Below are 16,484 nucleotides of genomic sequence, written 5' to 3'. Positions count from 1 at the left end.
CCCGCGTTGTCGTGACCAGGACCGAGAGGGCAGGATGACGGCATGACGCACGCGATGCTGAAGGGGTCGAACGTCCCGCTGCAAGCCACCACGGTACGCGCCGTGCTGCGCTGGACACCCGGGCAGGGGGTCCCCGACATCGACGCCTCCGCCCTGCTGCTCGGGCCGGACGGCCGCGTGCGTTCCGACGAGGACTTCGTCTTCTACAACCAGCCCCGGCACCCCTCCGGCCAGGTCTGGCGGCTCGGCAAGAAGCGGGTCGCCGAGGGCCTGACCGACACGATCCAGACAGACCTCTCCGCGGTCGAGGCGTCGGTGGGCCGGATCCTGCTGGTGGCCTCGGCGGACGGCGTCGCCTTCGAGCAGGTCCGGTCCCTGCGCATCCTGCTCCACGACGCCGCGGCCGGCGACGCGGACCCGCTGGCGTACTTCGACGTCACCCCGGAGACCGGCCAGGAGACGGCGCTGATCTGCGGCGAGCTGTACCGGCGCGGGGACGGCTGGAAGTTCCGGGCGCTGGGCGAGGGTTATTCGAACGGGCTGAAGGGCCTGGCGACCGACTTCGGCATCTCGGTGGACGAGTCGGAGGGCGCGGACGACCCCATGTCGGCGCCGCGTCAGGACTCCCCCGTGCCCGCCCCGGCCCCCTCGACGTTCGGCTCGGAGGAGCCCACGACGGTGCAGCCCCGGCCGGAGCCCTCGCTGCCGCTGCCGCCGGAGCAGCCGCCGGGCGCCCCGGGCGGGCCCGGGGGCGTACCCGCGCAGCCCGCGTACGGCTATCCGCAGCAGCCGCCCCCGGCCCAGTCGGCCTACGGCTACCCGGAGCCCGCCCCCGTGCCGCCGGCGTACGGGTACCCGCAGGCGCCCGCCGCGGCCCCGGTCACCGGGGCGCAGTCCGGCTACGGCTACCCGCAGCCGGTCACCGGCGCACCCGACCCGGACTTCCGGCTGCCCCCGCAGGGACCGCAGTTCGTCGGACGGTAGAAGCCCGCCGCACCGCACCGCACCGCCGGAGGAAACGGCCCCGCCGCACGGCGGAACCCGGGCGCACGGCAGAACCCCGCCGCACGGCAGGACCCCGCCGGACGGCGGAACGCTGCCTCAGCGGTCCGCCTTGCTCTTGTGGCCGCGGCCCCACTGCAGGCCCCACCCGTAGAGCCGGTCCAGTTCGCCCTGGAAGCCGTACACGAACTTCACCTCGCGGCGGACGAAGATCTCGTCCTTGACGTTCTCGATCATCACCACCGCGCAGGACCGGGCCTGCGGATGGCGCTCGTCGAGGCCTATCTCGATGCGGGGGCCGTTGCTCGGGTAGAGCGTGACGATGGCGTGCGTCCGGTCGAAGGCGGGCGTCTGGTCGTAGATGTAGGCGAAGACCAGAAGGCGTTTGATGGCGTCCTTGTGGTCGAGGTTGACGTACATCGTCTCGCCGGAGGCCGAACCGAACCGGTCGTCGCCGCTGAGCTTGACGTACGGCGGATCGTTGGTGTCGCCCAGGAAGCCGCCGAGCGGCTGGACCACCCCGCGGCTGCCGTCCTTCAGTTCGTAGAGGCAGCCGAGGTCGAGGTCGACGTTGACCATGCTCTGGCTGTGCGCGACGACCTCCGGGGGCTTGAGCGCCTTGAAGGGGTGCCGCAGCAGGCTCTCCCGCTGCATGCCGCCCATGTCCGAGGTGCGCATGCGCCAGCTCAGGTTGACCCGCAGATGGCCCGTGGCCGCTCCCTGCTTGGTCAGGGAGACCTGGCTGTGCCGTTTGGTCAGCTGGATGGAGTTGGTCGCCGCGTTGCCCGAGTCGAACTCGGTCTCACGGCCGCCCCGCAGTCCGTCGAAGAAGCCCATTACCGCCCCCACCTTTTCTCGACCGCCGACGGGGCGGCCCCGAGGAGTCGTCCTCGTCGGCCGCCCCGCTCAGAGCGTTCCTCGTCCGGGCCGGGTTCACACCAGAGGTACGGGCGCCGTGCTCCAGGTAGACGTAGTCGTCGAGGGTGCCCTGGCGGACCAGGTAGACGGTGAGGGACCGGACGTACATGGCGCCGATGCCCAGGCCGAGAGCCATCAGGACGATGTCGTTGGTGACGGCGAACGCGCCGATGACCCCGTCGAAGGAGAACGAGGCGTCCAGGACCTCCAGGTAGAGGAACATGAAGAACGCGGCCTTGCCCGCCAGTTTGACGGCGGACTTGGGCTTGCCGGCGCGTTCGGCGGCCTCTTCCTCCTCGTGCTCGCGTTCCTCCTCCTCTTCGAGTTTGTCCTCGAAGTAGCCGGAGAGCCCACCGACGATCATGTAGGTGATCAGGCCGGCGATACCGGCCAGCAGAACGGTTTCCGCCTTGTCGGCGTGGGTGCCGCCGTGCTGGTGGGCGTGGGCGCCGAAGGTGATCGCTGAGACGAGCAGCACGATCAGGGCGATGCAGACCGACAGCATGTCGACCTTGCCGAGCTTGGCCAGCGGGCGCTCCAGCCACCCCAGCCACTTGATGTCCCGGTCCTCGAAGATGAAGTCGAGGAAGATCATCAGCAGGAACATGCCACCGAACGCGGCGATCGACGGATGCGCGTCGGTCACCAGCTCCTGATAGCGGTCCTTGTCGGTCAGCGCGAGGTCGACGGCCTCGATGGGACCGAGCTGGGCGCTGACGGCCACGATGACGACCGGGAAGACCAGGCGCATGCCGAACACGGCGATGAGGATGCCGATGGTGAGGAAGATCTTCTGCCAGAAGGCATTCATCTTCTTCAGGATCCCGGCGTTGACCACCGCGTTGTCGAAGGACAGCGAGATCTCCAGGATGGAGAGGATCGCCACGATGCCGAAGGCGGTCCACCCCCCGTAGAAGACCGCCGCGACCAGGCCGAGCGCGGTGACCGCGAACGACCAGCCGAAGGTTTTCAGAAGCACTGGCTACCCAATCGTGTGTGTACGGGGCTCCCCCGCGCCGTACTCGGCTTTACGAAACGTTGACTCCGAAGTCTAGAGCGATGCCCCGGAGCCCCGACGCGTACCCCTGCCCCACTGCACGGAACTTCCACTCGCCCTGGTAGCGGTAGAGCTCGCCGAAGATCATCGCGGTCTCCGTGGAGGCGTCCTCACTGAGGTCGTAGCGGGCCAGTTCCTGCCCGTCGGCCTGGTTGACGACCCGGATGAAGGCGTTGTTGACCTGGCCGAAGGTCTGGCCGCGCTCGTCGGCCTGGTGGATCGAGACCGGGAAGACGATCTTGTCGCAGTGGGCGGGCACCCGGGAGAGGTCGACCAGCAGCGACTCGTCGTCGCCGTCGCCCTCTCCGGTGAGGTTGTCGCCGGTGTGCTCGATCGAACCGTCCGGGCTGGTGAGCTGGTTGTAGAAGACGAACCACTCGTCGCCGAGCACCCGGCCGCTGCTGCACACGAGTGCGCTGGCGTCGAGGTCGAAGGGTGCTCCGGTGGTGGAACGCGCGTCCCAGCCGAGCCCGACCAGTACCTGTGTGAGGTTCGGTGCGGCCTTGGACAGGGAGACGTTGCCGCCCTTGGCAAGCGTGACGCCCATGGTGATGGTCCCTCCCCGGGTGATGGTTCTCGGGTTTTTCTGCGCGTCCGGCGCCGCACGCAAACCGTGCGGCGCCGGACAGCCGGGGGCCGGCCCCGGTGGATGCCTCAGTCGCTCAGCGGAACATGTCGCTCAGCGGTTCATGTCGCCCGGCGGATCTCGTCCTCCGGACGGTCACGTCACTCAGACGTTCACGCCGAAGTCCTGGGCGATGCCGCGCAGGCCGGAGGCGTAGCCCTGGCCGATGGCGCGGAACTTCCACTCGGCGCCGTTGCGGTACAGCTCGCCGAAGACCATGGCCGTCTCCGTGGAGGCGTCCTCGCTCAGGTCGTACCGCGCGATCTCGGCCTCGCCGGCCTGGTTGACGACGCGGATGAACGCGTTGCGGACCTGGCCGAAGGACTGCTGGCGGTTCTCGGCGTCGTAGATCGAGACCGGGAAGACGATCTTCTCGATGTCGGCGGGGACGGCGGCGAGGTTGATCTTGATCTGCTCGTCGTCGCCCTCGCCCTCACCGGTGAGGTTGTCGCCGGTGTGCTCGACCGAGCCGTCCGGGCTCTTCAGGTTGTTGAAGAAGATGAACTGCGCGTCGCTGGCGACCTTGCCGGCGCTGTTCAGCATCAGTGCGCTGGCGTCGAGGTCGAAGTCGGTGCCGGTCGTGGTGCGGATGTCCCACCCGAGTCCGACGATGACCGCGGTCAGGCCGGGGGCCTCCTTGGTCAGCGAAACGTTGCCGCCCTTGCTGAGGCTGACTCCCACGAGTCCTCCATTGGTGTCCGGGGGCGGTCAGCCCCGTAGTGCGTGGATGTAGTACGCGGATGGTGGATACCGGATCAACGATTCGATCCTAGTGACGGGTTCCCGCCGTCCGCAGGCCCCGGGACCGACAATTCGCAGGGTGTCGGGTCACGGGACGCCGGGTCACAGGGTGTCGAGCGCCTTCACGTACTCGCTCAGGTCGCGGGCGTCGGGCAGGCCGTTGACGACGGTCCAGCGCACGGCGCCCTCCCGGTCGATGATGAAGGTGCCGCGGACGGCACAGCCCTTGTCCTCGTCGAAGACGCCGTAGGCGCGCGAGACGTTGCCGTGCGGCCAGAAGTCGGAGAGCAGCGGGTACTCCAGGCCCTCCTGCTCGGCGAAGACGCGCAGGGTGTGGATGGAGTCGTTGGAGACGGCGAGCACCTGGGTGTCGCGGTCGGAGAACTGCGGCAGGTTGTCGCGCACCTCGCACAGCTCGCCGGTGCACACACCGGTGAAGGCGAAGGGGTAGAAGAGCAGCACCACGTTCTTCCGGCCGCGGAAGTCGGACAGCCGGACGGTCGCTCCGTGGTTGTCCTTGAGTTCGAAGTCGGGGGCCTTGTCGCCGGCCTGGATCGCCATGTCCTGTTCATCCCTTCCGAGGGTGGTTCGCTGCAAACACCCTACGCAGGAATGATCGCGGACCCACGGACGGGCCGACGGCGGTCGGTCCGTCCGCGGGGTCCGGATGCCGCGGAGCCCTGACGGCTACCGCTTCGACTTGGCGGCCTTGGGCGTCGCCAGACGGCTGCCGCTCCAGTCCTTGCCGACGCTGACGCTCTTGGACGCCGTCAGTCCGGCGGTCGTCGAGGCTTCCGAGATGTCACTGGCCTCGACGTACCCGTCACGGCCGGTCTTCGGCGTGAGAAGGAGGATCGACCCGCCCTCTTCGATGTACGTGGTGGCATCCACCAGCGCATCCGTCAGGTCGCCGTCGTCGTCGCGGAACCACAGCACGACGGCATCGGCCACGTCCTCGTAGTCCTCGTCCACCAGCTCGCCCTCGACGGCGCCCTCAATGGCCTCGCGGAGCTCCTGGTCGACGTCGTCGTCGTAGCCGATCTCCTGGACCACCTGCCCGGGCTGGAAACCCAGCCTGGCGGCAGGGTTCGTCCGCTCCTCCGCGTGGTCCGCGGTCGCGCTCACGGGGTGCCTCCTGATCATGTTTCGGTAGTTGTCTTCGAGCCCCGCGCGGGCGCGAGGCTTGGCCGTAGTCCACACGGGCGGGACGGATCGCGCAAGTACCCGGCCTCCGGGACCGCCGAAACGGTGACGATCCCGGCCGTGTCGCCGCAACTTCAGCCCTGCGGTCCGACCCGAAGGTGACGTACACCACACCTATCTGCCCCGTTTGCGTATTTGGGAACCATGGGTGGGTACGAGACTCGAATGAACGTGCCCCCGATCCCTGTGAAGGAACCGGTTACCCCACGGTACAGATGACGACCGCCCCCGCGAGGTACACGATGGACAACCAGCGGGCAATCGGCGCAGACATCCGGCAGAGCGGCCGGCGGCAGCGGTCCTCGAGCAGCCCCCGGCAGCAGCGGCCCTCCGACAGCGAAGGAACAGCGTGGCTTCCGCATCCGATCGCAGCGATCGCAGTCCGATCATCATTGGCGGCCTCCCGAGTCAGGTTCCCGACTTCGATCCCGAGGAGACCCAGGAGTGGCTCGACTCCCTCGACGCCGCCGTCGACGAGCGCGGCCGGGAGCGGGCCCGGTACCTGATGCTGCGGCTGATCGAGCGGGCCCGCGAGAAGCGCGTGGCCGTGCCCGAGATGCGCAGCACGGACTACGTCAACACCATCCCGACCAAGAGCGAGCCGTTCTTCCCGGGCAACGAGGAGATCGAGCGCAAGATCCTCAACGCCACCCGCTGGAACGCCGCGGTGATGGTCTCGCGTGCGCAGCGCCCCGGCATCGGCGTCGGCGGCCACATCGCGACCTTCGCCTCCTCGGCGTCCCTGTACGACGTGGGCTTCAACCACTTCTTCCGCGGCAAGGACGACGGCGACGGCGGCGACCAGGTCTTCTTCCAGGGGCACGCCTCACCGGGCATCTACGCCCGCGCCTACCTCCTCGACCGGCTCAGCGAGGAGCACCTCGACGGCTTCCGGCAGGAGAAGTCGAAGGCGCCGCACGCGCTGTCGTCGTACCCGCACCCGCGGTCGATGCCGGACTTCTGGGAGTTCCCGACGGTCTCGATGGGCCTCGGCCCGATCGGCGCGATCTTCCAGGCGCGGATGAACCGCTACATGCACGCGCGCGGCATCGCGGACACCTCGCGCTCGCACGTGTGGGCCTACCTCGGCGACGGCGAGATGGACGAGCCGGAGTCGCTGGGCCAGCTGTCCATCGCGGCCCGGGAGGGCCTGGACAACCTGACCTTCGTGGTCAACTGCAACCTGCAGCGCCTGGACGGCCCGGTGCGCGGCAACGGCAAGATCATCCAGGAGCTGGAGTCGGTCTTCCGCGGCGCCGGCTGGAACGTGATCAAGCTGGTCTGGGACCGCACCTGGGACCCGCTGCTCGCCCAGGACCGCGACGGCGTGCTGGTCAACCGCATGAACACGACCCCGGACGGCCAGTTCCAGACCTACGCCACCGAGTCCGGCGCGTACATCCGCGACCACTTCTTCGGCGACGACCACCGGCTGCGCACGATGGTCGAGAACATGACCGACGACCAGATCCTGCACCTGGGCCGAGGCGGCCACGACCACCGCAAGATCTACGCGGCGTACAAGGCGGCGCTCGAACACAAGGGCCAGCCGACGGTCATCCTGGCCAAGACGATCAAGGGCTGGACGCTGGGCCCCAACTTCGAGGGCCGCAACGCCACGCACCAGATGAAGAAGCTGACGGTCGACGACCTCAAGCGCTTCCGCGACCGGCTGCACCTGCCGATCTCCGACAAGGAGCTGGAGTCCGGCCCGCCGCCGTACTACCACCCGGGCCGGGACACCGAGGAGATGCAGTACATGCACGACCGGCGCCTGGGCTGCGGCGGGTACGTGCCGACCCGGGTCGTGCGGTCGAAGCCGCTCCCGCTGCCGGACGACAAGACGTACGCGACCGTGAAGAAGGGGTCGGGCCAGCAGTCCATCGCGACGACGATGGCCTTCGTACGGCTACTGAAGGACCTCATGCGGGACAAGGAGATCGGCAAGCGCTTCGTGCTGATCGCGCCGGACGAGTACCGCACGTTCGGCATGGACTCGTTCTTCCCGAGCGCGAAGATCTACAACCCGCTCGGGCAGCAGTACGAGTCCGTGGACCGCGAGCTGCTCCTCGCCTACAAGGAGGCGCCGAACGGGCAGATGCTGCACGACGGCATCTCCGAGGCCGGCTGCACGGCGTCGCTGATCGCGGCGGGCTCGGCGTACGCGACGCACGGCGAACCGTTGATCCCGGTGTACGTGTTCTACTCGATGTTCGGATTCCAGCGCACCGGCGACCAGTTCTGGCAGATGGGCGACCAGCTGGCGCGCGGTTTCGTGCTGGGGGCGACCGCCGGCCGTACGACCCTGACCGGCGAGGGCCTCCAGCACGCCGACGGCCACTCGCAGCTGCTCGCCTCGACCAACCCGGCGTGCGTGGCGTACGACCCCGCCTTCGGGTTCGAGATCGCGCACATCGTCAAGGACGGGCTGCGCCGGATGTACGGCGGGGACGAGCAGCACCCGCACGGCGAGGACGTCTTCTACTACCTCACCGTCTACAACGAGCCCATCCGGCACCCGGCCGAGCCCGAGAACGTGGACGTCGAGGGCATCCTCAAGGGCGTCCACCGCTTCAGCGAGGGCACCGGCGGCGCGATCCCGGCGCAGATCATGGCGTCCGGCGTCGCGGTGCCGTGGGCCGTGGAGGCCCAGCGGATCCTCGCCGAGGAGTGGAACGTACGGGCCGACGTCTGGTCGGCCACCTCCTGGAACGAGCTGCGGCGCGAGGCCGTGGCCTGCGAGGAGCACAACCTGCTGCACCCCGAGGAGGAGCAGCGGGTGCCGTACGTGACCCGGAAGCTGGCGGGCGCGCAGGGGCCGTTCGTGGCGGTGTCCGACTGGATGCGGTCGGTGCCGGACCAGATCGCCCGGTGGGTGCCGGGGACGTACCAGTCGCTGGGCGCGGACGGGTTCGGCTTCGCGGACACGCGCGGGGCGGCGCGGCGGTTCTTCCACATCGACGCGGAGTCGGTCGTGGTCGGGGTGCTGGGCGAGCTGGCGCGGGAGGGCAAGGTCGACCGGTCGGTGCTGAAGCAGGCGATCGACCGGTACCGGCTGCTCGACGTGACGGCGGCCGACCCGGGCCCGGCGGGCGGGGACGCGTGACGCGCGCGCCCCGTTTGCCGCGTACGCGGTGACGGGGTGACGGAGGGACAGACGGAGAAGCCCCCGGCCGGTCGGCCGGGGGCTTTCTCGTCGGTGCGCCGAGGGGTCTTCTCGTCGGCGCGGTGCGTGCGGTGTGTCAGAGCAGGCCGTTGTTCATGCCGGCCGAGCCGGCGAGCCAGACGATCGCCAGGAGGGTGTCGATCGCACCCAGGGCGAAGGCCACCACCGCCGGCACGGGCCGGGAGCCCGCCCAGCTCCGTCCCATGGCGAGCCAGCCGCACACCATGGCGGCGGGGCCCAGGACGATGCCCAGCGTGAAGAATCCCGCGACCGCGCACACGACTCCGACGATCCCGAGCGTCGCACGGTCCGGCCCGGTCCGTGACCACGTCCGGCCACGTGAGCGGGGGTGCGTGCGCGACTGCTGTCCGAAGCTCGTCATCATCAACTCCCTGAACTCCTTGTGGAGTTCGGGTACCCCCGCACGGCGTCCTATGCCTCCGGACCCGGTCGGAGGACGACGAGCTGCCCGCGCGCGGCTCCCCTCCGGCCCCGCGCCGCAGCCCCTCGCCCCGTGCTCTGCGGACGACCTGACCCACTGTGACCTGCACGGTCCGCCGGAGGGGAGGGTTCGCCCGTCCGGTCACCCTGATGGACGAAAGAGCGAGGGGACGGGCCCCGTCAGATGTGCCCCCGTCAGATGTGCCCCATGCCCGCGCCGGCCTCCGCGTTGTCGCCGCGCTTGGTGAGGAAGGCGACCGCCACCGCCACCACCGCGACGCCCGCGGCCACGAGGGAGGCCAGGCTCATGCCGGAGATGAAGGTGTCGTGGGCGACGTCCGAGATCTTCCCGGCGATCTCGGCGGGCGTGCCCGGCGGCACCGGCGCGACGCCTACCTGGACCGCCTCGGAGGCCTGGTGGGCCTGGGCCGGCGACAGTTCGGGAAGGCCCGCGTCCGCCCAGTTGCCCGCCAGGTCGCTGTCCACCTTGGAGGCCATCACGGCGCCGAGGACGGCCGTGCCGAGGCTGCCGCCGATCTGCATCGCCGCCTGCTGGAGGCCGCCCGCCACACCCGACAGCTCCATCGGCGCGTTGCCGACGATGACCTCGGTGGCGCCGACCATGACCGGGGCGAGGCCGAGGCCCAGCAGGGCGAACCAGAGCGACATGACGCCGCTGCCGGAGTCGGTCTGGAGCGTGGAGATGCCGTACATCGCGATCGCGGTGCACGTCATGCCGCCGGCCAACGGGATGCGCGGGCCGACCTTGGTGATCGCCGCGCCGGCCAGCGGCGAGGCGACGATCATCATGGCGGTGAGCGGCAGCAGGTGCAGACCGGCGTCGACCGGGCTCATCCCGTGCACGTTCTGCAGGTAGAAGGTGACGAAGAACAGGCCGCCCATGAACGCGATGGCCATCAGGACCATCAGGACCACACCGGCCGACAGCGGCACCGAGCGGAACATCGCCAGCGGGATCAGCGGCTCGCGCACCTTGGTCTCCCAGAAGGAGAAGAGGGCGAAGCCCACCACCGACCCGATGATGTACAGCCAGGTCTGGCCGGAGCCCCAGCCCCACTCGGGAGCCTTGATCAGCGCCCAGACGAGGGCGAACATCGAGGCCGAGAGCAGCACGATGCCGAGGATGTCGAAGGAGCGCGGCCGGTTCTCGGCCCGGTGGTCCAGCAGGATCAGGACGCCGAGCACGACGGCGAGGATGCCGACCGGCACGTTGATGAAGAAAACGGACTGCCAGTTGACGTGCTCGACCAGCACGCCGCCGAGGATCGGGCCGCCCGCGGTGGAGGCGCCGATGACCATGCCCCAGATGCCGATGGCCATGTTGAGCTTCTCGGCGGGGAACGTCGCCCGGAGCAGGCCCAGCGCGGCGGGCATCAGCAGTGCGCCGAACAGGCCCTGGAAGACACGGAAGACGATGACGGCACCGATACTGCTGGACAGCCCGATGGCGCCGGAGGACACGGCGAAGCCGGCCACGCCTATCAGGAAGGTCTGCCGGTGCCCGAAGCGGTCGCCGAGCTTGCCCGCGGTGATCAGCGCGACCGCGAGGGCGAGGAAGTAGGCGTTGGTGATCCACTGGACGTCGGCGAGACTGGCGCCCAGGTCGTTCTGGATGGCCGGGTTCGCGATGGCCACGATGGTGCCGTCCAGGGCCACCATCATGACCCCGACCGCGACGGTGACGAGGGTGACCCACGGATGGCCGCGCAGTCCCCTGGCGGGTGCGGAACCCGACGGGACGCCGTCGCCCGGTCCCGGCTTGTCGATGGTGGTCTGACTAGTCATACCGTTGAGGCTAATGACAGCCTCTGACAGTTGACAAACCAATTCACGTGTCAGTAACTGACATTTCATCAGTGTATAGCGTGAACTGCGAAAACGAACCGAAACGAACGGCGGGACGGCGGCGGGACCCGCCACCGCACCCGTGTTGAAGGAGTGGACTCTTGGGCGGCCTGCGCGAACTGAAGAAGCAGCGCACCCGGGACCTGCTGCTGCGCTCCGCCCTCGAACTGTTCACCGAGCACGGGTACGAGGAGACGACCGTCGACGACATCGCCGAGGCCGCCGACGTGTCGCAGCGCACCTTCTTCCGCTACTTCGCCTCCAAGGAGGACGCGGCGTTCTACGTGGCGCGGCTCGCGGAGGCGCGCTTCGTCGAGGCGGTGCACGCCCGCCCGCCCGAGGAGGCGCCGCTGGACGCGCTGCGCATGGCCCTCGTGGAGAGCTGGAACACCATCGGCGAGGCGATCGGGCGGCTGATCCCGGTCGAACTGCACATGCGCTTCTACCGGGTGGTCGAGTCGACGCCCGCGCTGCTCGCCGCCCACCTGCGCCGCGCCACGGAGCTGGAGGAGGAGATCGCCCGCGTCGTCGCGGCCCGCGAGGGCCTGGACCTGGACCGGGACCCCCGGCCCCGGGTGCTCGTGGCGGTCTTCGGAGCGGTGATGCGGGTGACCGAGCGGCTCTGGTCGGCCGGCGACGACGCCAGTCCGGCCGCCCTGCGGGACCTGACCGCCTCCTACCTGGACCACGTGGCGCCCGCCCTCACCGGGAACTGGCGGGAGGGGCCCGTAGCCGACCGTGCGGGCCCAACCCCGGAGCGCCACACCGAAACGTGATCCGTGTCACTGGATTCACGCGAGACCGTCCCGTTCTCCTAGTGTGTCCTCCCAGTGACTTCCTTCGACACCTCCCCGCAGCTGAACGTCTGGCGCGCACTGCTCGCTCTGGCCGTGGTGTTCGTGATGCTGGCGACCACCGGCTGGACGGCCCTGCGCAACCACCGCGGCCCCACCGCGCTGGAGGCGTCGATATCAGCCTGGGAGCACGGCCGGATCGACGGACACCGGCTGCCCGACGCGCAGGCGGCGCCCGCCCGGCTGGCCCGGTTCTTCGCCTCGCTCGGCGAGTGGCAGCGCAAGAGCCTGGCCCGCCGGTATCCCCTGGCCGTCGGCAACATGAACGGCGCCCCGGTCGGGCTGCGCTACTTCGCCAACCGCTCGGCGCTGCACGAGGCGCGCACGGTGGAGCGGGAACGCATGCACGACAAGCGCCTGTCCCCGTCGGGACAGCGCGAGGCGGCCCGCCGCATGCACCACTACGACTCGCTGCTCGCCCCCGGCCGGCACATCCTCGCCTTCGACCCGGCGGGCTCCGGCAAGGTCGCCGAGGTCTTCGGGAACCTGAACCGCGCCGACCGCGTGTCCGTCGTCGTACCCGGCGTGGACACCGAGCTGGTCACCTTCGAGCGCTCCGAGCGCAAGTACTCGGCGCCCGTCGGCATGGCCGAGTCGCTGTACGAGGCCGAGCGCACCACGAGCCCGGACACCCGCACCGCCGTGATCGCCTGGGCGGACTACACCTCCCCCAGCGGCCTCGGCATGGAGGCGGCCACGGCCACCCGCGCGCAGCACGGTGCCGTACGCCTGAACGCGCTCCTGGGCGCCCTGCCCGGCAAGTCGCCGGTCTCCCTGTTCTGCCACAGCTACGGCTCGGTGGTGTGCGGCCTCGCCGCCGGCACGCTCCCCGCGCGGGTGACCGACATAGCGGTGGCCGGCAGTCCGGGCATGCGCGCCGACAGCGCCGCCCGCCTGGACACCTCCGCCCACGTGTGGGCGATGCGGGACGGCGACGACTGGATCCAGGACGTGCCCTACCTGGAGGTCGGCGGCCTGGGGCACGGTGCCGACCCGGTGTCCACCGGGTTCGGGGCGCGGGTGCTGTCCGCGCGGGGCGCGCAGGGACACAGCGGCTACTTCGTGCCGGGTACGGAGAGTCTGCGCAATTTCGCGGAGATCGGCGTTGGCGCATACCGCACGGTGGCCTGCGCCGACACGGATGACACATGCCGGGCGGATTTGTCCGGGGCGACGGCGGCCGGACGCGCGTAGAGGCGTAGAAACTCCGGTTTGCACGGGGAGGGGACGGAGAGGCTCGTGCCGCATACGATGAGCCGCATGGGTGACGTACTGGCCGGATTTCATGCCGCCTGGGAGTTCGAGTCCGACTCCGTGCTCATCCGCTACGAACGGGGGATTCGAACACCCAAGCTGTTCCAGGCCCTCGGGGAACGCCGTGTCCCCGTGGAGGCGATCGCCGGCGTGACGCTCACGCCCGGCAGGCGCGGCACGGTCGTGCTGCGCGTCCAGCCGCGCGAGGGTGCCGATCCGCTGATCGAGGCGGCGGCCGGACAGCTGAAGGAGAGCTGCGACCCGTACCGGCTGGTGCTGCCGGCCGAGCGGGAGACGCTCGCGGAGTACTACGCCGACGAGCTGACCGGGATGCTGGGCGCCGCCGCGCACTCCGAACCGGCGGACCGGTACCTGGTGGCGGCCCCCGAGGCGCCGCTGCACTTCAAGGCGTACGACGGGAAGGCGTCCTTCGACGGCAAGGCGGTGTCCTTCCGCTGGTCCTGGACGGGCGCGTCGTCGGCGAAGTGGAAGGCCGGCGACCAGCTCTTCCCGGTCGCCGACCTGGGGGGAGTGGAGTGGCGCTCCCCCGAGGCGCTGGAGGGCTACCTGCGCCTGCTGCCGCGGGACGCCGCGGGCGCGACCGCACCGGCCGCTCCGCAGGCCGACCAGGACCCGGCGTCCGTGGTGTTCGGGCTCGGCTACGGGCCGGTCCACGAGTCGCTGCCGTTCGCCGCGGCGGTCCTCGCGGCGGTACGGGACCGGGGCCCGGCCACGCCGGTACCGGTGCCGGCGCCTCGCCGCGACCCCGCGGACATCGCCGAGCGGATCCGGCACCTGGGGGAACTGCACCAGCAGGGGCTGGTGACGGACGAGGAGTTCTCCTCGAAGAAGGCGCAGCTGCTGGCGGAGCTGTGACGCTCCCTCACTGCTCGGACTCCGCGCCTCCGGCGTCCCCGTAGAACTCGATCTTCCGGTCGAGCACGGCGAGGGCGTCGCGGAGTTCGGCGATCCGCGTCAGCGCGTCGCGGCGGGTCGACTCCAGAAGCTCCCGCCGGTCCGCGTACGTACTCTCCCCCTCGCGCACCATCTCGGCGTACCGCACCATGTCGGCGACCGGCATGCCGGTCATCCGCAGCTTGCCGACGAAGTCGAGCCAGTCCAGGTCGCGGTTGCTGTAGCGGCGCTGCCCCGTGTGCGAGCGGTCGACGCCGGACATCAGGCCGATCCGCTCGTACCAGCGCAGGGTGTGGGCCGTGAGGCCGGTGCAGGCGACGACCTCGCTGATGGTGTAGCGGTCCTGTCCGTCGGGGCGCGGGCGGCGCGGAGTCGGGGCGGAGCAGACGTCCGCGCCGGTGGCGTCCGGACCGAGGGCCTCGGCCGTGCTCTGCATCACCGTCATGACGGCAACGCTATGACCTTCGAGTGCACTCAAGGCAAGCAGACCCGGCGGGAAACCGCCGGTGGGAAAAGTGGAGGACACCCGGACGGGCCGGTCGTTAGCGTGCGGAGCATGAATCCCGTACGCCGTGCCGTGCCCGAGGACGCCGAGGAAGTGCTCCGCCTGCGTCAGGTGATGCTCGACGCGGTGCACCCCGGTTCGCCCAGCGACTGGCAGTCCGCCTCCCTGCCCGCGCTCCGCGCCCGCCTGGCCGCCCCGGACGGCGACTTCGCGGCCTACGTCGTCGACCACCCGGAGCGCCCCGGGGCCCTGGCCGCGCTGGTGGTGGGCACCCTGGAGTACCGCATCGGCGGACCGAACCGCCCGCCGAGCGGCGTGATCGGCTACGTCTTCAGCGTCGCCACCGACCCGGACGCCCGGCGCCGCGGGTACGCGCGCGCGTGCATGGACGGGCTGGTGGACTGGTTCCGCGAGCGCGGCGCCCAGTACGCCATGCTCACCGCCTCCCCCGACGCCGAGCCCCTGTACGCGTCGATGGGTTTCACCCGGGACCCGGCCCCCTCGATGAGGCTGCGCCTCTGAGCCCCTTAGGCTCGACGGCATGTCCCTGAAGAGCCTCGCGTCGATCGAGAACTGGCCGGTCCCCACCGCGGCGGCGGGCGTCGTACGGGCCGACGGCACGGTCCTCGGCACCCACGGTCCGGCCGCGCACCGCTTCCCCCTCGCCTCGGTCACCAAGCCGCTCGCGGCCTACGCGGCGCTCGTGGCGTACGAGGAGGGCGCGATCGAGCTGGACGAGCCCGCCGGGCCGCCCGGGTCCACGGTCCGCCACCTGCTCGCCCACACCTCGGGCCTGGCCTTCGACGAACACAAGGTCACCGCCCCGCCCGGCGAGCGCCGCCTGTACTCCAACGCCGGTTTCGAGCAGCTCGGCGAGCACATCGCGCGGGCCGCGGACATGCCCTTCGCCGAGTACGCGCGCCAGGCGGTCCTGGAACCCCTGGGCATGACCTCCACCACCCTGGACGGCTCCCCCGCGAAGGACGGCGCCTCCACGGTCGACGACCTGCTCCGCTTCGCCGCCGAGGTGCAGGCGCCTCGCCTCCTCGACCCGCGCACGGTCGCCGAGGCGATGACGGTCCAGTACCCGGGCACGAAGGGCGTCCTGCCGGGCTACGGCCACCAGAACCCCAACGACTGGGGCCTCGGCCTGGAGATCCGGAACGGCAAGTCCCCCCACTGGACCGGCGCGTCGTCCTCACCCCGCACCTTCGGCCACTTCGGCCAGTCCGGCACGTTCCTGTGGATCGACCCCGACGCGGGCCTCGCCTGCGCCGCCCTCACCGACCGCGCCTTCGGCCCCTGGGCGGTCGAGGCCTGGCCGCCCTTCACGGACGCGGTACTGACGGAGACGCGCGGCTGAGGCGCTCGAACCACACCGTCCTGCCTCGCCCGCCGGCGTACGGCGTCACGCCCCACCGGTCGGCCGCCGCGGCGATCACAAGCCCGCCCTCGCCCAAGGCGTCGGCAGCCGCCGGAACCGGCAACTCGGGGCACCCGTCGGCAACCTCCACCCGCACCCCACCCGACTGCAGCAGGAAACACACGCGACCACGCCGACCCGGCACATACCGTACGACGTTGGCGACCAGCTCCGTGAGCGCCAGCTCGGCGGCGTCGGCCACGCGGGACAGGCCCGAGCGGCCCAGGCAGAGCCGCAGCACGCGGCGCAGGTGGCGGGTCGAATGCGCGCCCATGGCGAACTCGGCGTGGTACTGGCTCTCGACGCCCGCCGCCTGCGGACCAGTTACGTGATTCACGCCACAATCCTGGAACACGCTGCGTACGCTCGACTACGCAGAGAAACGAACGCCGTGCGGCGTTGCCGTCCGTAGTCTCCGGAGTGAGGTGCCGCAGTGGCCAACATCCAGTCCCTCGACCCGACCGCTTCCCCGCTCGACTACTACGGCTGGGAGCTGCGCCGCCAGCGCGAGGCC

17 protein-coding genes are annotated in these 16,484 nt (G+C 70.5%); 7 read left to right on the top strand and 10 right to left on the bottom strand.

Going from position 1 to position 16,484, the window contains the following annotated elements:
- Nucleotides 1-42: 42 nt before the first annotated feature.
- Nucleotides 43-984 carry a TerD family protein gene (locus IG94_RS0134515; protein ID WP_031046757.1) on the top strand — a complete coding sequence of 314 codons (942 nt, stop codon included), beginning with the start codon at nt 43-45 and terminating at the stop codon, nt 982-984.
- Nucleotides 985-1,101: 117 nt separating this feature from the next.
- On the opposite strand, the gene IG94_RS0134510 is transcribed toward IG94_RS0134515, so the two are convergent.
- From IG94_RS0134510 to IG94_RS0134485, 6 genes are all read right to left on the bottom strand, one after another.
- Entirely contained in the window at nt 1,102-1,839 is a 738-nt protein-coding gene (locus IG94_RS0134510; RefSeq protein ID WP_031046755.1) for a TerD family protein, read from the bottom strand.
- Nucleotides 1,805-2,899, bottom strand: a complete 1,095-nt coding sequence (locus tag IG94_RS0134505; RefSeq protein WP_346009428.1) for a DUF475 domain-containing protein — start codon at nt 2,897-2,899, stop codon at nt 1,805-1,807. The genes IG94_RS0134510 and IG94_RS0134505 overlap by 35 nt, the downstream gene beginning before the upstream one ends.
- Before the next feature lie 49 nt (nt 2,900-2,948).
- Nucleotides 2,949-3,524, bottom strand: coding sequence for a TerD family protein (locus IG94_RS0134500; RefSeq protein WP_031046753.1), 576 nt, complete (start codon nt 3,522-3,524; stop codon nt 2,949-2,951).
- 183 nt (nt 3,525-3,707) lie between these two features.
- On the bottom strand, nt 3,708-4,283 hold the full coding sequence (locus IG94_RS0134495; RefSeq protein WP_031046752.1) for a calcium homeostasis/redox stress adaptation protein: 576 nt from the start codon (nt 4,281-4,283) through the stop codon (nt 3,708-3,710).
- 162 nt (nt 4,284-4,445) lie between these two features.
- Nucleotides 4,446-4,904, bottom strand: coding sequence for a peroxiredoxin (locus tag IG94_RS0134490; RefSeq protein WP_031046751.1), 459 nt, complete (start codon nt 4,902-4,904; stop codon nt 4,446-4,448).
- A 126-nt stretch (nt 4,905-5,030) separates the two neighbouring features.
- Nucleotides 5,031-5,468, bottom strand: coding sequence for a DUF3052 domain-containing protein (locus IG94_RS0134485; RefSeq protein WP_007449195.1), 438 nt, complete (start codon nt 5,466-5,468; stop codon nt 5,031-5,033).
- A 427-nt stretch (nt 5,469-5,895) separates the two neighbouring features.
- Between IG94_RS0134485 and aceE the strand changes: the two genes are divergently transcribed.
- Nucleotides 5,896-8,652, top strand: a complete 2,757-nt coding sequence (gene aceE / locus IG94_RS0134480) for a pyruvate dehydrogenase (acetyl-transferring), homodimeric type (protein WP_031046749.1) — start codon at nt 5,896-5,898, stop codon at nt 8,650-8,652.
- Between the two features lie 136 nt (nt 8,653-8,788).
- On the opposite strand, the gene IG94_RS0134475 is transcribed toward aceE, so the two are convergent.
- Together IG94_RS0134475 and IG94_RS0134470 are read right to left on the bottom strand one after the other, a co-directional pair.
- Nucleotides 8,789-9,097, bottom strand: coding sequence for a hypothetical protein (locus IG94_RS0134475; RefSeq protein WP_031046746.1), 309 nt, complete (start codon nt 9,095-9,097; stop codon nt 8,789-8,791).
- 251 nt (nt 9,098-9,348) lie between these two features.
- Nucleotides 9,349-10,959, bottom strand: a complete 1,611-nt coding sequence (locus IG94_RS0134470; RefSeq protein WP_031046742.1) for an MFS transporter — start codon at nt 10,957-10,959, stop codon at nt 9,349-9,351.
- Nucleotides 10,960-11,120: 161 nt separating this feature from the next.
- Here IG94_RS0134470 and IG94_RS0134465 point away from each other — a divergent pair, with 161 nt between their 5' ends.
- The 3 genes from IG94_RS0134465 to IG94_RS0134455 all read left to right on the top strand — a co-directional run bounded on the left by IG94_RS0134465 (nt 11,121) and on the right by IG94_RS0134455 (nt 14,003).
- Complete coding sequence (locus IG94_RS0134465; protein ID WP_051159628.1) at nt 11,121-11,795, top strand: TetR family transcriptional regulator; 675 nt, start codon at nt 11,121-11,123, stop codon at nt 11,793-11,795.
- 54 nt (nt 11,796-11,849) lie between these two features.
- A complete protein-coding gene (locus IG94_RS0134460) occupies nt 11,850-13,067 on the top strand; it encodes an alpha/beta hydrolase family protein (RefSeq protein ID WP_031046735.1) in 1,218 nt (405 codons plus the stop codon).
- 66 nt (nt 13,068-13,133) lie between these two features.
- Nucleotides 13,134-14,003 carry a DUF4429 domain-containing protein gene (locus IG94_RS0134455; protein ID WP_031046732.1) on the top strand — a complete coding sequence of 290 codons (870 nt, stop codon included), beginning with the start codon at nt 13,134-13,136 and terminating at the stop codon, nt 14,001-14,003.
- A 7-nt stretch (nt 14,004-14,010) separates the two neighbouring features.
- Here the strand turns inward: IG94_RS0134455 and IG94_RS0134450 are convergent, their stop codons facing one another.
- Nucleotides 14,011-14,487 (bottom strand): MerR family transcriptional regulator, encoded by a 477-nt coding sequence (locus IG94_RS0134450; protein WP_031046729.1) that lies wholly within the window; start codon nt 14,485-14,487, stop codon nt 14,011-14,013.
- 111 nt (nt 14,488-14,598) lie between these two features.
- Here IG94_RS0134450 and IG94_RS0134445 point away from each other — a divergent pair, with 111 nt between their 5' ends.
- Together IG94_RS0134445 and IG94_RS0134440 are read left to right on the top strand one after the other, a co-directional pair.
- Nucleotides 14,599-15,069: a GNAT family N-acetyltransferase gene (locus IG94_RS0134445; protein ID WP_031046726.1), complete on the top strand. Its 471-nt coding sequence runs from the start codon at nt 14,599-14,601 to the stop codon at nt 15,067-15,069.
- Nucleotides 15,070-15,088: 19 nt separating this feature from the next.
- Nucleotides 15,089-15,910: a serine hydrolase domain-containing protein gene (locus tag IG94_RS0134440; RefSeq protein ID WP_031046723.1), complete on the top strand. Its 822-nt coding sequence runs from the start codon at nt 15,089-15,091 to the stop codon at nt 15,908-15,910.
- On the opposite strand, the gene IG94_RS0134435 is transcribed toward IG94_RS0134440, so the two are convergent.
- On the bottom strand, nt 15,876-16,307 hold the full coding sequence (locus tag IG94_RS0134435) for an ATP-binding protein (RefSeq protein WP_031046721.1): 432 nt from the start codon (nt 16,305-16,307) through the stop codon (nt 15,876-15,878). The genes IG94_RS0134440 and IG94_RS0134435 overlap by 35 nt on opposite strands.
- Nucleotides 16,308-16,484 lie beyond the last annotated feature (177 nt).

Origin of the sequence: Streptomyces olivaceus (genome assembly GCF_000721235.1) — a bacterium.
In the GTDB taxonomy this organism is placed as follows: Bacteria; Actinomycetota; Actinomycetes; order Streptomycetales; family Streptomycetaceae; genus Streptomyces; species Streptomyces olivaceus.
This window is presented reverse-complemented; position numbering and strand designations above follow the sequence as displayed.

What these genes read in the sequence shown, in the direction of transcription:
- IG94_RS0134515 (WP_031046757.1), top strand. Translation starts at nt 43, where the DNA reads ATGACGCACGCGATGCTGAAGGGGTCGAACGTCCCGCTGCAAGCCACC.
- IG94_RS0134510 (WP_031046755.1), bottom strand. Translation starts at nt 1,839, where the DNA reads ATGGGCTTCTTCGACGGACTGCGGGGCGGCCGTGAGACCGAGTTCGAC.
- IG94_RS0134500 (WP_031046753.1), bottom strand. Translation starts at nt 3,524, where the DNA reads ATGGGCGTCACGCTTGCCAAGGGCGGCAACGTCTCCCTGTCCAAGGCC.
- IG94_RS0134490 (WP_031046751.1), bottom strand. Translation starts at nt 4,904, where the DNA reads ATGGCGATCCAGGCCGGCGACAAGGCCCCCGACTTCGAACTCAAGGAC.
- IG94_RS0134475 (WP_031046746.1), bottom strand. Translation starts at nt 9,097, where the DNA reads ATGATGACGAGCTTCGGACAGCAGTCGCGCACGCACCCCCGCTCACGT.
- IG94_RS0134470 (WP_031046742.1), bottom strand. Translation starts at nt 10,959, where the DNA reads ATGACTAGTCAGACCACCATCGACAAGCCGGGACCGGGCGACGGCGTC.
- IG94_RS0134455 (WP_031046732.1), top strand. Translation starts at nt 13,134, where the DNA reads ATGGGTGACGTACTGGCCGGATTTCATGCCGCCTGGGAGTTCGAGTCC.
- IG94_RS0134450 (WP_031046729.1), bottom strand. Translation starts at nt 14,487, where the DNA reads ATGACGGTGATGCAGAGCACGGCCGAGGCCCTCGGTCCGGACGCCACC.
- IG94_RS0134445 (WP_031046726.1), top strand. Translation starts at nt 14,599, where the DNA reads ATGAATCCCGTACGCCGTGCCGTGCCCGAGGACGCCGAGGAAGTGCTC.
- IG94_RS0134440 (WP_031046723.1), top strand. Translation starts at nt 15,089, where the DNA reads ATGTCCCTGAAGAGCCTCGCGTCGATCGAGAACTGGCCGGTCCCCACC.